Annotated in this window: 12 protein-coding genes; 3 read left to right on the top strand and 9 right to left on the bottom strand. The window is 60.7% G+C overall.

Translation table 11 applies throughout. From position 1 onward, the window contains the following. Window positions 1-593: 593 nt before the first annotated feature. Window positions 594-1316, top strand: a complete 723-nt coding sequence (locus SPG90_RS02250) for an ABC transporter ATP-binding protein (RefSeq protein ID WP_023310849.1) — start codon at window positions 594-596, stop codon at window positions 1314-1316. Here SPG90_RS02250 and bioD read toward each other — a convergent pair. From bioD to bioB, 4 genes are read right to left on the bottom strand one after another with little or no spacing between them, the layout of a single operon-like run. After that, on the bottom strand, window positions 1279-1980 hold the full coding sequence (gene bioD, locus SPG90_RS02245) for a dethiobiotin synthase (protein ID WP_045403786.1): 702 nt from the start codon (window positions 1978-1980) through the stop codon (window positions 1279-1281). The genes SPG90_RS02250 and bioD overlap by 38 nt on opposite strands. Further along, on the bottom strand, window positions 1973-2728 hold the full coding sequence (gene bioC, locus SPG90_RS02240; RefSeq protein WP_126302872.1) for a malonyl-ACP O-methyltransferase BioC: 756 nt from the start codon (window positions 2726-2728) through the stop codon (window positions 1973-1975). Before bioC ends, bioD begins: the two co-directional genes overlap by 8 nt. Next, window positions 2712-3869 (bottom strand): 8-amino-7-oxononanoate synthase, encoded by a 1158-nt coding sequence (gene bioF / locus SPG90_RS02235; RefSeq protein WP_213751003.1) that lies wholly within the window; start codon window positions 3867-3869, stop codon window positions 2712-2714. The genes bioC and bioF overlap by 17 nt, the downstream gene beginning before the upstream one ends. Next, complete coding sequence (gene bioB / locus SPG90_RS02230; protein ID WP_033144975.1) at window positions 3866-4906, bottom strand: biotin synthase BioB; 1041 nt, start codon at window positions 4904-4906, stop codon at window positions 3866-3868. Before bioB ends, bioF begins: the two co-directional genes overlap by 4 nt. Before the next feature lie 86 nt (window positions 4907-4992). Here bioB and bioA point away from each other — a divergent pair, with 86 nt between their 5' ends. Both bioA and SPG90_RS02220 read left to right on the top strand, forming a co-directional pair. Beyond that, window positions 4993-6282 carry an adenosylmethionine--8-amino-7-oxononanoate transaminase gene (gene bioA / locus SPG90_RS02225; RefSeq protein WP_072254530.1) on the top strand — a complete coding sequence of 430 codons (1290 nt, stop codon included), beginning with the start codon at window positions 4993-4995 and terminating at the stop codon, window positions 6280-6282. Window positions 6283-6330: 48 nt separating this feature from the next. Beyond that, the gene (locus tag SPG90_RS02220; protein WP_047173446.1) at window positions 6331-6807 is read left to right on the top strand and encodes a kinase inhibitor; all 477 of its coding nucleotides are present in this window, start codon (window positions 6331-6333) and stop codon (window positions 6805-6807) included. A 98-nt stretch (window positions 6808-6905) separates the two neighbouring features. Here the strand turns inward: SPG90_RS02220 and hutH are convergent, their stop codons facing one another. From hutH to hutI, 5 genes are all read right to left on the bottom strand, one after another. Then, window positions 6906-8426, bottom strand: coding sequence for a histidine ammonia-lyase (gene hutH, locus SPG90_RS02215; RefSeq protein WP_322407893.1), 1521 nt, complete (start codon window positions 8424-8426; stop codon window positions 6906-6908). Continuing rightward, on the bottom strand, window positions 8426-10111 hold the full coding sequence (gene hutU / locus SPG90_RS02210) for a urocanate hydratase (protein WP_248182365.1): 1686 nt from the start codon (window positions 10109-10111) through the stop codon (window positions 8426-8428). Before hutU ends, hutH begins: the two co-directional genes overlap by 1 nt. A 127-nt stretch (window positions 10112-10238) precedes the next feature. Next, window positions 10239-10973: a histidine utilization repressor gene (locus SPG90_RS02205; protein ID WP_126302875.1), complete on the bottom strand. Its 735-nt coding sequence runs from the start codon at window positions 10971-10973 to the stop codon at window positions 10239-10241. A 19-nt stretch (window positions 10974-10992) separates the two neighbouring features. Then, on the bottom strand, window positions 10993-11931 hold the full coding sequence (gene hutG, locus SPG90_RS02200; protein WP_126302876.1) for a formimidoylglutamase: 939 nt from the start codon (window positions 11929-11931) through the stop codon (window positions 10993-10995). Continuing rightward, window positions 11928-13151 carry an imidazolonepropionase gene (hutI, locus tag SPG90_RS02195; RefSeq protein WP_126302877.1) on the bottom strand — a complete coding sequence of 408 codons (1224 nt, stop codon included), beginning with the start codon at window positions 13149-13151 and terminating at the stop codon, window positions 11928-11930. Before hutI ends, hutG begins: the two co-directional genes overlap by 4 nt. Window positions 13152-13237: the final 86 nt, after the last annotated feature.

Raw genomic sequence — 13237 nt, 5'->3', positions numbered from 1 at the left:
TGACAATATAAAACACCAGTCAGGTCAGGTTATCCCCAGAACTTTTTCTTTTTTAACATTTGTCAAGCCAGGTAATGATAGTTTTGTGGCAACGGGTGACACTTTCATGACGGGAATTGCTTTTATCTAAGCAATTAAATAATAAACGATATTTTCTAAAGCCGCGTTTCGCGCCAATTTGGGCGTAAGCCGCGTCTTCTCTCGCTTATCGCGTGTTTTCTAACTCTAATGCACATGGTTATCCACAGGAATAGTGGATAACTGCTTCCAGCCCATGCAGACTGGCGCTCGGCAAATTCCCGGTTTTTCCCACGAGACGGCAGTAAAAAAATTTTATAGCTATTTTTTGATGATTAACAGTTGCGTCATTCATAACCAACCGATGGGATCTTGCTCACATTTTCATCATTTCGGGTTCTGCACCACAACTCACCACCTCCAGCACCGTCGATGTGCAATTCCCTTTTATCTCAGCCCCTCTCTGGTGACTTATTCCTAAAAAAGCCGTTTTTTTGAACACTTTTCGGTTTCTGGCAGGGGTTTTGCAGATTCAAACGCGAGCCTCACCTACACACATTTTTAAGGAGAAAAAGATGTTGAGTCTGCGTGCTGTGAATCAGTTTTACGGAAGCCAACATACGCTATGGAACGTGAATTTGGATTTTCCGCAAGGGATGTGTACAGGCGTCGTTGGCCTGCCGGGGATGGGGAAAACCACCCTCATGAATTGCATCGCCGGGAGAGTGCCCGTTGAAAGCGGTAGCATCATCTGGCACGAGGCGGGCGCACCGCCGCGCGACTTGCTTAACCTGCCGCCAGAACAGCGCTCAGGACCGGGGATAGGCTATGTCCCGCAGGACAGGCGGATCTTCTCCCAGTTAACGATTGAGGAGAATCTGCATATTGCCATGCGGGCGATGGGGAAACCCAACCCGGAGGCGAAAAATGACGTTTACGACCTGTTTCCGGCGCTCTACGCATTGCGACTGGCCCGTGCGAACACGCTCTCTCCGGACGACCAGTACCAGCTGGCGCTGGCTAATGCGCTGGTGAACCGTCCGCACCTGCTGATCCTCGATGAGCCTCTGCACGGCGCAGGACACAGCTTCGCCCAGAAGCTGGGGCAGCTGCTGGTGCGCTTAAACCGGGAGTTTGGTATGACGGTGCTATTAGCGGAGCAGCAGCTGTCGTTTATCCGCCGGGTTGCGGACCGCTTCTGCATGCTCTATCGCGGGCGTAACGTGGCGCAGGGCCACGTTAACGAGCTGGATGACGAGCTTATCGCGCACTGGATGTCGCGGGAAGCAAGACGCTGAGATCGAGATAACGCCCGGTGTCGGCATTTTCCACGCCGTCAGCAAGCCAGGGAATTTCCCCGAGGCACGGGGCGGGAAGTACTCGCCTGAGCGTCGCCAGATACTCCTGGTGTCGTTTCCCCGGCGCAACCACGTCGTTGGCTATCCAGCCCGCCAGCGTCAGCCCGGCCTGCTGTACGGCCTGCGCGGTCAACATGGCGTGATTGATGCAGCCCAGCCTGACGCCGACGACCAGAATGACGGGAAGCTGCTCGGCCTGCACCCAGTCAGCAAACGTCTGCGTGTCCGAAAGCGGCGTAAACCAGCCGCCTGCGCCTTCCACCAGCACCCAGTCGGCCTGGCTTTCCAGCGTCCGTAACCCGGCTGACAGCACGGTGAAATCAATCGGACGACCTTCGTCAGCGCTGATGATGTGCGGCGAGGTCGGCTCGGCAAAGGTGTACGGATTCACTGCTGAATAGGCAAGCTCACGCGTGCTGTTACGCTGGAGCGCCAGCGCGTCGGTATTGCGTAATCCTTCCGCCGTCATCTCGCTGCCGGAAGCAACCGGCTTATATCCGGCGGTGTTTTTCCCAAGCTTTCGCGCCGCCTGCAGCAGCGCCGAGCTGGCCACCGTTTTTCCCACTTCCGTATCCGTTCCGGTGACAAAATAACGTTCACTCACGTTCGATAATCCCATGAAAAAGTTGATAAGAGAGCGGGAAATGTCCCCGCTGCTGCGGCCAGGCCAGCTCCAGACGCTGCAGCTGTCCCCGGGTCAACGGTTTTTTCTCCCGCCCGGCGTGCAGGTGCGTGGCGCCGATGCCCTTCAGCGAGCGCATCGCGCTCAACGCATCGCTAAAATTGAGGGTGATGGTCTGCACCACGCTGCGGTAGCGCCAGCCTGCCAGCGCCTGCGTCACCTGCTCATGCGATAAAAATCGGTTAGCGTGCGGCTGCTCATCCACCGCTTTCCACGCCTGATGCAGCTCCGGCAGCGAACTTTCCAGCAGGGTGGTAAAGGCCACCTTCCCGCCCGGTCGCGCGACGCGATAAAGCTCGCGCAAGGCCTGCGGCAGGCTGCTGCACCACTGGACCGCCAGATGACTCCAGACCAGATCGAACTGCGCATCCGCCAGCGGGATCGCCTCGATATCCGCCAGCAGATAGCGATCCGCTGCCTGCCTCTGACGCGCCTCGTCGAGCATCTGGTCCGAGAGGTCGATAGCCGTCACCTGGCTTCCCGTCCCGCGCCAGTAGCGGCTGTTGCTGCCGGGACCACATCCGGCGTCCAGCACCTGCGGAAAGCGGTTCTCGCCAAGCGCGGCCAGAAGCCCCTGCGCGCTCAAACGCTGCAGCTCATCGTGCTGCGAATAGCTCTGCGCGGCCCGGCCAAATGCCGCCGCAACGGCCTGTTTATTCACCGGCGTCATGGAGCGCCTCCAGCAGCGTCTGGATATCCCGAGCCTCATGCGCCGCCGTCAGGGTTAAACGCAGCCGCGCGGTGCCCGGCGGGACCGTTGGCGGGCGAATGGCGGTCACCCACATGCCGCGCTGGCGCAGCGCCTGTGCCAGCGCCAGCGCGCGGCCGTTTTCGCCGACAATCACCGGCTGGATGGCGCTCTGCGAATCGGGGCTGTGGAAGGGCAGCGCCGCTAGCCCCTTGCGGAAGCATGAGATATGGTCTGCCAGCCGCTGGCGACGCTCATCTCCTTCCGCGCTGCGGATCAACGCCAGCGACGCAGACAGCGCCACGGCCTGCGCCGGGGGCATGCTGGTGCTGTAGATCAGGTGCCGGGCAAACTGCAGCAGATAGTCGGCGACGGACTCGCTGCACAGCACGGCGGCGCCGCTGGCGCCAAAGCCTTTGCCGAAGGTGACAATCAGCAGCTCCGGCTTTACGTTTTGCTGATGCGCGCTGCCGCGACCTTCGTCACCCACTACGCCAATGCCGTGGGCGTCGTCAACCAGCAGCCAGGCGTTTTGCCGCTTTGCGGCCTCGTGCAGCGCGGCAAGCGGGGCGCTGTCGCCGTCCATGCTGAACACCCCTTCGGTGACCGCCAGCTGCTGTCCGTCGCAGGGTTTATCCAGCAGCGCGGCGAGTTGCCCCGCATCGTTATGGGTAAAGCGGCGCAGCTGCGCCGGGCTTAAATTTGCCGCCTCCAGCAGCGAGGCGTGGCTCAGGCGGTCAGCGACAATACGGTCCTCTTTTCCCATCAGGGCGGTAATGACCGCCTGGTTGGCGGCAAAGCCGGAGATGAACAGCAGCGCGCGCGGGTAGCCGAGCCAGTCGGCAAGCGCCTCTTCCAGCGCCTGATGCGCCGTGGTGTAGCCGCTGACGTGTCCCGAGCCGCCGCTGCCCACGCCAAACCGCTCCGCACCCTGCTGCCAGGCGCGGATGATGGCAGGATGCTGGCTCAGCCCGAGATAGTCGTTGCTGGAGAAATTACAAAACTGCCGCCCCTCGCGGGTAAGAAAACGGCCCGCGCCGTTTTCCACCACCCTGCGAACGCGAAACGCCTCTGCCGCCCGGCGTTCGTCCAGCGCGGTATTAATGCGTGCCTGCCAGGTCATACGGCTGCCGCGTTGTAGAACTGGTCGGTGTCGGCGTTGAAAATCTGCTGCTCCAGCTGCTGCTGCTGCTCGTTATCGCCCGTCAGCACCTCGGTCTGATGCGGGTTAAGCCCCAGCTTGCGGAACAGCTGAACGTCTTTGTCCTCTTCCGGGTTCGGCGTGGTCAGCAGCTTGCAGCCGTAGAAGATGGAGTTGGCTCCGGCCATAAAGCACATCGCCTGGGTCTGCTCGTTCATCTGCTCGCGACCGGCAGAGAGGCGCACGAAAGAGGTCGGCATCATGATGCGCGCCACCGCGATGGTGCGAATAAAATCAAACGCATCCACGTCGTCGTTGTCCGCCAGCGGCGTTCCCTTAACCTTCACCAGCATGTTGATCGGCACGCTTTCCGGCGGGGTCGGCAGGTTTGCCAGCTGCAGCAGCAGGCCCGCGCGGTCTTTCACCGTTTCGCCTAAGCCGACAATACCGCCCGAGCAGACCTTGATCCCCGCGTCACGCACTTTATCCAGCGTGTCCAGACGCTCCTGATAGGTCCTCGTGGTGATGATGTTGCCGTAAAACTCCGGCGAGGTGTCGAGGTTGTGGTTGTAGTAGTCCAGCCCTGCGGCGGAGAGGCGCTGCGCCTGCTCCTCGTTTAATGTGCCGAGCGTCATACAGGCTTCGAGGCCCATCTCCTTCACGCCCTTCACCATCTGCTCCAGATACGGCATGTCGCGGTCGTGCGGGTTCTTCCACGCCGCGCCCATGCAGAAGCGGGTCGAGCCGGCGTTTTTCGCCTTGCGAGCGGAGTCGAGCACCTGCTCCACTTCCATCAGCCGTTCGGATTCGAGACCGGTTTTGTAGCGCGCGCTCTGCGGGCAATATTTGCAGTCTTCAGGACAGGCACCGGTTTTGATCGACAGCAGCGTGCTGACCTGAACATGGCGCGGATCGAAGTGCTGACGATGCACCTGTTGGGCTTCGAACATCAGCTCAAGGAAAGGTTTGTTGAATAATTCAGTGACTTGCGACATCGTCCAGCGTGCGTGGTGAGCCATCGGGCTTCTCCAAAGGGTTTTGTTAATTTTCGGTTCGGTTTATACTCGTAAACCTAAAACTTTTCAAAATGGTTTACAAGTCGATTATGACCCAGGACGATCTCGCCTTCGACAAGCAGCATATCTGGCACCCTTACACTTCCACTACCCGCCCTCTTCCCGTTTATCCGGTGGCCTCGGCCCACGGCTGCGAGCTGCACCTCGCCAGCGGCGAACAGCTCGTTGACGGGATGTCTTCGTGGTGGGCGGCCATTCACGGGTACAACCACCCGCGCCTGAATGCGGCGATGAAGGCCCAGATTGACCAGATGTCGCACGTGATGTTTGGCGGAATCACCCATCAGCCCGCGGTGGATTTATGCCGTCGCCTGGTGGCGATGACGCCTGAATCGCTGGAGTGCGTGTTCCTGGCCGATTCCGGCTCCGTGGCGGTGGAAGTGGCGATGAAAATGGCGCTGCAGTACTGGCACGCGAAGGGTGAAACGCGCCAGCGCTTCCTCACCTTCCGCAACGGCTATCATGGGGATACCTTCGGGGCGATGTCGGTGTGCGATCCGGACAACTCGATGCACAGCCTGTGGAAAGGCTATCTGCCGGAAAACCTGTTTGCCCCTGCCCCGCAGAGCCGCTTCGACGGCGAGTGGAACGAGATGGACATGGTCGGCTTCGCGCGGCTGATGGCGGCGCATCGCCATGAAATCGCCGCCGTGATCCTGGAGCCGATTGTGCAGGGCGCAGGCGGAATGCGGATGTACCATCCGGAATGGCTGAGGCGTATTCGCAAGATGTGCGACCGCGAGGGCATTCTGCTGATTGCCGATGAGATCGCCACCGGCTTTGGCCGCACCGGCAAGCTGTTTGCCTGCGAACATGCGGGCATTGCGCCGGATATACTGTGTCTGGGCAAGGCGCTGACCGGCGGCACCATGACGCTCTCCGCCACGCTCACGACCCGCCAGGTGGCCGACACCATCAGCGACGGCGAGGCGGGCTGCTTTATGCACGGCCCGACGTTTATGGGCAACCCGCTGGCCTGCGCCGTCGCAAGCGAAAGCCTCGCCATTCTGGAGAGCGGCGAGTGGCAGACGCAGGTGGCGGCGATTGAGGCGCAGCTGAAAGAGGAGCTGAGCGCCGCCTCGGGTGCGAATTTCGTGGCAGACGTGCGCGTGCTGGGCGCCATCGGCGTGATTGAAACCACCCATCCGGTCAATATGGCGGCGCTGCAGCGCTTCTTCGTTGAGCAGGGCGTCTGGGTGCGGCCTTTCGGCAAGCTTATCTACCTGATGCCGCCGTACAGCATTACGCCAGAGCAGCTGCGTAAATTAACCGACGCGGTTGTAACAGCCGTTAACATTCCCGCGCATTTCACGATGTAACCCTATGCATTACACTTGCTGAACGAGCGATCAACAAGGGTAAACCGTATGAAAATCATCAGTGAAGATCTGCGCGACGGTGAAAAACTACCGGAACGCCACGTATTCAACGGCATGGGGTATCAGGGAGACAATATCTCCCCGCACCTGGCGTGGGACGAGGTTCCGGCCGGAACAAAAAGCTTTGTCGTGACCTGCTACGACCCGGATGCACCTACCGGCTCCGGCTGGTGGCACTGGATTGTGGCGAACCTGCCTGCCGACACGCGCGTCCTGCCGCAGGGTTCCGGTTCAGACCTGGTTGCCCTGCCTGAAGGCGCCATTCAGACGCGCACCGATTTTGGTAAAGCGGGCTACGGCGGCGCGGCGCCGCCAAAAGGGGAAACCCACCGCTATATCTTCACGGTACACGCGCTGGATGTGGAGAAGATTGAGGTCGATGAAGGGGCGAGCGGCGCGATGGTAGGGTTTAACGTGCATTTCCATTCGCTGGGCAGCGCGTCGATTACGGCGATGTATTCATAATAATGCCTGCTGATGCCCTCACCCAGGCCCTCTCCCACAGGGAGAGGGTGAAAACCGGGCAATTCCCTCTCCCTGTGGGAGAGGGTGAGGGCAAAAAATCACAGCACCGAAGGTAACAGTCCTACAAGGCTTCCCTCTTCCAGAAGCTGCATCGCCTTATCAATATCCGGCGCAAAGAAGCGGTCATCATCGTAGTGCGATACGTGCTCGCGCAGCACATGACGCGCCTGCTCCAGCAGCGGGCTGGATTTTAGCCCTTCACGCAGATCGACACCCTGACATGCCGCCAGCCACTCCACCGCCAGCACGCCGCGGGTGTTGGAGGCCATTTCCCACAGACGACGCCCGGCAGCCGGCGCCATCGAAACGTGATCTTCCTGGTTCGCTGACGTTGGCAGGCTGTCCACGCTGTGCGGGTGCGACAGGGCTTTGTTCTCGCTCGCCAGCGCCGCCGCGGTCACCTGGGCAATCATAAAGCCCGAGTTGACCCCGCCGTTACGCACCAGGAACGGCGGCAGCTGGGACATATGTTTATCCATCATCAGCGCGATGCGGCGCTCGGACAACGCGCCAACTTCGGCAATCGCCAGGGCGATATTATCCGCCGCCATTGCCACCGGCTCGGCGTGGAAGTTGCCCCCGGAGACCACCTCGTTTTCCTGGGCGAAGACCAGCGGATTATCGGACACCGCGTTGGCCTCCACCAGCAGCACTTCTGCCGCCTGGCGCAGCTGCGTCAGGCACGCGCCCATCACCTGCGGCTGGCAGCGCAGGGAATAGGGATCCTGAACCTTCTCGCAGTTATGGTGTGAATCGGCAATTTCGCTGGTGTCGGTAAGCACGTGACGGTACATCGCGGCGACATCAATCTGCCCGCGCTGACCGCGCACCTCGTGGATGCGGGCATCGAACGGGCGACGCGAGCCCAGCACGGCTTCGGTGGTCAGCGCACCGCACACCACCGCCGAGGCAAACAGATCTTCCGCTTCAAACAGGCCGCGCAGCGCGAAAGCGGTCGATGCCTGCGTGCCGTTCAGCAGCGCCAGCCCCTCTTTCGCCGCCAGGGTGATCGGGTTTAACCCGGCTTTTTTCAGCGCCTCTTTCGCAGGAAGCCACTCGCCCTGCCAGCGCGCTTTGCCTTCCCCCAGCAGTAGCAGCGACATGTGCGCCAGCGGCGCAAGATCGCCGGAGGCACCGACGGAACCTTTTGCCGGGATCCACGGATAGACTTCCGCATTGACCAGCGCCATCAGCGCCTGAATCACGCTCAGTCGAATGCCGGAGAAGCCGCGGGCCAGGCTGTTGATTTTGAGCACCATCATCAGACGGACAATCTCATCATCCAGCGGCTGACCCACGCCCGCCGCGTGCGACAGCACCAGCGAACGCTGTAAGTTTTCCAGATCGTGTGTCGCGATGCGGGTCTGCGCCAGCAGGCCAAAGCCGGTGTTAATCCCGTAGGCGGTGCGCCCTTCGGCAACGATGGCTTCGACGCAGGCGACGCTGTCGTTAATGGCGGCATGGGCACTTGCATCCAGCGAAAGGGTGACCGGCTTGCGCCAGACGTTACGCAGCTGCCTGAGCGTCAGCGAGCCGGGAGTGAGTGTTAATGCGTTCATTAATGCTTTCCTTGTGTGGCTGGGATCATCGGCAGGTTAAGGCCCTGCTCTTTGGCACAGTCAATGGCAATTTCGTAACCCGCATCCGCGTGACGCATCACGCCGGTTGCCGGGTCGTTGTGCAGTACGCGAGCGATACGCGCGGCGGCTTCATCGGTTCCGTCGCAGACGATGACCATCCCGGAATGCTGGGAGAAGCCCATCCCCACGCCACCGCCGTGGTGCAGCGACACCCAGGTCGCGCCGCTGGCGGTATTCAGCAGAGCGTTCAGCAACGGCCAGTCGGAGACCGCATCCGAGCCGTCGCGCATGGCTTCGGTTTCGCGGTTCGGGCTGGCGACGGAGCCGGAGTCCAGGTGGTCGCGGCCGATGACGATCGGCGCGGAGACTTCACCGCAGCGCACCATTTCGTTGAAGGCGAGGCCGAGTTTTTGACGCCACTCCAGCCCTACCCAGCAGATACGCGCCGGCAGGCCCTGGAAGTTAATGCGCTCGCGGGCCATGTCCAGCCAGTGGTGAAGATGTTCGTCATCAGCGACGATCTCCTTCACTTTGGCGTCGGTTTTGTAGATATCCTCCGGGTCACCGGACAGGGCAACCCAGCGGAACGGACCGATACCGCGGCAGAACAGCGGGCGGATATAGGCAGGAACGAAGCCCGGGAAGTCGAAGGCGTTGTTTACACCCATCTCTTTCGCCATCTGGCGGATGTTGTTGCCGTAGTCAAAGGTCGGAATGCCCATCTGGCTGAAGGCCAGCATCGCTGAGACGTGTTCCGCCATAGAGCGTTTCGCGGCAAGCACCGTACCTTCCGGGTCGGTCTCCGCTTTTTGCTGATATTCTTCCCACGTCCAGCCTTTTGGCAGATAGCCGTGCAGCGGGTCATGGGCGCTGGTCTGGTCGGTGACCAGATCCGGGCGCACGCCGCGGGCGACGAGTTCAGGAAGAATGTCCGCCGCGTTGCCGCACAGGGCAATCGACACCGCTTTGCCTTCAGAGGTGTATTTTTTGATGCGCGCCAGCGCATCGTCCAGATCGGTTGCCTGCTCATCGACGTAGCGGGTGCGCAGACGGAAATCAATGCGGCTCTGCTGGCACTCAATGTTGAGCGAGCATGCGCCGGCAAGCGTGGCGGCCAGCGGCTGCGCGCCGCCCATGCCGCCGAGACCCGCGGTCAATACCCAGCGGCCTTTCAGTGAGCCGTTGTAGTGCTGGCGACCGGCTTCCACGAAGGTTTCGTAGGTGCCCTGCACGATCCCCTGGCTGCCGATGTAGATCCAGCTCCCCGCGGTCATCTGGCCATACATCGCCAGTCCTTTTGCGTCCAGTTCGTTGAAGTGTTCCCACGTGGCCCAGTGCGGCACGAGGTTAGAGTTAGCGATCAGCACGCGCGGCGCGTTTTTGTGCGTTTTGAACACGCCAACCGGCTTGCCGGACTGCACCAGCAGGGTTTCGTCGTGTTCGAGTTCGGTCAGGGATTTTACAATTGCGTCATAGCATTCCCAGTTGCGCGCGGCGCGGCCTATGCCGCCGTAGACCACCAGCTCGTGGGGGTTCTCCGCCACCTCAGGGTCGAGGTTGTTCATCAACATGCGCAGCGGGGCTTCGGTGAGCCAGCTTTTGGCGGTAAGCGTGGAGCCGCGCGCGGCGCGGACGTCCTGCTGGCGGTATTTACCTGACGACATTGTGTGCTCCTCATAGGGGACAGATGATGCATTTAGATATACTTGTATAGACAAGCACACACAAGGTCAGATTTAACAAAAAAGATACAATTTTGTTATATTGCGTTAGCGATCACGCTTATAAAACTTATGACATGAAGTGGCCCTGCAGCCGGTAGCGATTCCCCGGGAAAAGCAGCCGGGCATGCGACACAATGTGCGACGAGGACCAGGTACGGCGGCGGATCAGCAGGCACGGATCGTGCTCTTTAATGCGCAGCCTTTCGCACTCCTGCGGCGTGGCGCGCACGGCCTCCACAATGTGCTCCCCTTCCGTCAGCGGTGCGACGAGCGAGAGATAGGCATGCGGCGTGGTCTGGGTGTAATCCTGGTTCAGATAGTCCGGTATCCGCTCAGCGTTAACGCAGCGATCTTCAATCTGCACCGGAATGTCGTTTTCGAAATGCACCATCACGGAGTGGAAGATGCGGCTTCCCTCCTTGACGTTAAGCTCTGTGGCCTGCTCGGCGCTGGCCTGGGTCTCTTCGAGCACCAGCACCTCGCAGCGGTGCTGATGATTACGCGCGGCTATCTCGTCCGCAATGCTGCGGATTTCAAACAGCGCCGACTGTCCTTTCGGTTCCGCCACAAACGTCCCCACGCCCTGCAGGCGCACCAGAAGCCCTTCGTCGGTCAGCTCGCGCAGCGCCCGGTTGACGGTCATCCGGCTAAAACCAAACTGCGCCACCAGCTCGGCCTCGGAAGGAATGCGATCGTGCGGGCGCCAGACGCCGGTAGCGATTTTTTCGCTAATTGCCTGCTTCACCTTTTCGTAGAAAGGCGCGGGAGGGCTCGGCTGCGGCAGAGGTGAGCGTGAAAACATCGTGACTCCTTGAATAGTGTTATGCCCACCAGTGAGCAATTTGCCAGGCCAGGCGGGCGGCGAGCTTAGCGCCCTGCCCGTCCCGATCGTACTGCGGGTTAAACTCTACCAGATCGGCGGCCTGTAGCTTACCGCTGCGGCAGATTTGTTCGATAACCGGGAGAAGATCCAGCGCCGGTATGCCTAACGCAGCCGGTGCGGACACGGCAGGCATTTCGCTGGCGGGCAGGACGTCCAGGTCGATTGTCAGATAGATACGATCGGCCTGCGCCAGCACCCTTTCCAGGGCGGATAGCGCATCGCGCCTGAAATGAAGATCTTCCACCAGCGTGACGTTCAGGCGTTCGGCCTCATCCCACAGCGCCAGCGTGTTCGCCGCCCGGCTCACGCCAAGGCAGGCGTAGTGAAATTCCCGCCCGCGCTCATCGCAGTAGCGCGCCAGCTGGCGAAACGGGGTGCCGGACGTCGCCCGGTCGGCCTTGCGCAGATCGAGATGGGCATCAAGGTTGATAATGACAACCCGCTCGCTCGGGAAGGCGTCCAGCACGCCGCGACCGTGCGCCCACGCGGTTTCGTGCCCGCCGCCAAACACCAGCGTCCGCATCCCGGACTGCTGACAGGCCGTGACGGCATCGCTTAACGCCTGCTGTGCCGCTTCCAGCTCGCCGCCTTCAACGTACACCGAGCCCATATCCGCCAGCCGGTCATGCCCCTGATGGCTTGCCATATTTGCCAGCGCTTTTCGCAGCATATCCGGTGCCTGCACGGCGCCGGGCCTGCCCTGATTGCGTTTTACCCCTTCATCACATTCAAAGCCTATCAGCGCGATGCCGGATGAAAGCGGCGTGAACTGGCCCTGCTGCTTTATCGTCTGGAAAATGCGCTTTGCGCTGCTGGCCTCGGCGCTGTCATCGCGCCCCTGCCAGACGGTTTCGGCTACGGGCCGCCATAACCTCATACTGCCTCCCCACGGAAAATACGTTTATACAGCGGATTGCGTCCCGGCTCGTAGACCATCTCTACCGGATGATGAGCATCCCAGACGATAAAATCGGCGACAAACCCTGCCCGCAGCTGCCCGTGGGTTTCACCGCGGCCCAGCGCCTGCGCGGCATGGCGCGTGACGCCAGCCCAGGCTTCTTCCGGGGTCAGGCCAAACTGGACGCAGGCCATGTTCATCGCCAGGTGCAGGCTCGTAAACGGGCTGGTGCCGGGGTTATAGTCGGTGGCGACCGCCATCGGCACGCCCTGTTTTCTGAGCTGTTCAACCGGTGGACGCTGGCGCTCCTGAAGAAAATAGAACGCACCCGGCAACAGGACCGCAACCGTGCCGCTTTGCGCCATCGCCTGAACGCCTGCGTCGTCGAGATACTCAATATGATCGGCGGAAAGGCCCTTATACTGGCTGACCAGCGCCGCGCCGCCCTGATTCGACAGCTGTTCGACATGCCCTTTCACCGGGATACCCAGCGCGGCGGCGGCCTTGAAGAGGCGTTCGGTTTGCGACGGGGTAAAGCCGACGTTTTCACAAAACACGTCGACTGCTTCATATAACTCTTTTTGCCACAGCGTGGGCAATATCTGCTCGCAGACCAGCGTGAGGTACGCATCAGGATCCTGCCGGTATTCCGGCGGAACCGCATGGGCCGCCAGCAGCGTTGGGCTGATATCAATCGGATTATTGAGGCCCAGCTGGCGGGCAACCTGCAGCATCTTCTCTTCGGCCTCGGCGTTGAGGCCGTATCCTGATTTAATTTCAACGGTCGTCACGCCTTCATTCATGAGACGCTGGAGCCGCTGCTGCGCCAGTTTCAGCAAGGTTTCGGCTGAGCTGCTGCGCGTCGCCGTCACGGTAGCGTTAATCCCGCCCCCCTGGGCGCTAATGGTTTGATAAGAGACGCCGTTCAGACGCTGCTCCCACTCCGCCGCGCGGTCGCCGCCAAATACCAGGTGGGTATGGCAGTCAATCAGGCCAGGCGTGACCAGACGTCCCTGAAGATCGACACAGTGACGGTGTCCGGAAGGAATGTCAGATTCAGGGATCGCGGCCAGAATAGTGTGGCCGCGCACGACCAGGGCGTGTTGCTCTTTCAGTCCATAAGGCGCAGGTACGTCCGGAGCCATCGTAGCCAGTCGCGCATTTCGCCATATTACATCGTCGGGATGAATCTGCTGCATGGGGCATTCCACTTGTCTTAGGTTGTATAGACATTTATTTGCATCCACCGTCGGCTGTCAACCGCCTTGACTGAAAATGTTATTTA

The sequence above is a fragment of the Enterobacter sp. D2 genome (assembly GCF_034427575.1).
Taxonomy (GTDB): Bacteria; Pseudomonadota; Gammaproteobacteria; order Enterobacterales; family Enterobacteriaceae; genus Enterobacter; species Enterobacter cloacae_M.
This window is presented reverse-complemented; position numbering and strand designations above follow the sequence as displayed.

Coding starts and splice junctions, on each gene's coding strand:
- SPG90_RS02205 (WP_126302875.1), bottom strand. CDS start 10,973: ATGTTTTCACGCTCACCTCTGCCGCAGCCGAGCCCTCCCGCGCCTTTC.
- hutI (WP_126302877.1), bottom strand. CDS start 13,151: ATGCAGCAGATTCATCCCGACGATGTAATATGGCGAAATGCGCGACTG.
- hutG (WP_126302876.1), bottom strand. CDS start 11,931: ATGAGGTTATGGCGGCCCGTAGCCGAAACCGTCTGGCAGGGGCGCGAT.
- bioA (WP_072254530.1), top strand. CDS start 4,993: ATGACCCAGGACGATCTCGCCTTCGACAAGCAGCATATCTGGCACCCT.
- bioC (WP_126302872.1), bottom strand. CDS start 2,728: ATGACGCCGGTGAATAAACAGGCCGTTGCGGCGGCATTTGGCCGGGCC.
- hutH (WP_322407893.1), bottom strand. CDS start 8,426: ATGAACGCATTAACACTCACTCCCGGCTCGCTGACGCTCAGGCAGCTG.
- bioB (WP_033144975.1), bottom strand. CDS start 4,906: ATGGCTCACCACGCACGCTGGACGATGTCGCAAGTCACTGAATTATTC.
- bioF (WP_213751003.1), bottom strand. CDS start 3,869: ATGACCTGGCAGGCACGCATTAATACCGCGCTGGACGAACGCCGGGCG.
- SPG90_RS02220 (WP_047173446.1), top strand. CDS start 6,331: ATGAAAATCATCAGTGAAGATCTGCGCGACGGTGAAAAACTACCGGAA.
- SPG90_RS02250 (WP_023310849.1), top strand. CDS start 594: ATGTTGAGTCTGCGTGCTGTGAATCAGTTTTACGGAAGCCAACATACG.
- hutU (WP_248182365.1), bottom strand. CDS start 10,111: ATGTCGTCAGGTAAATACCGCCAGCAGGACGTCCGCGCCGCGCGCGGC.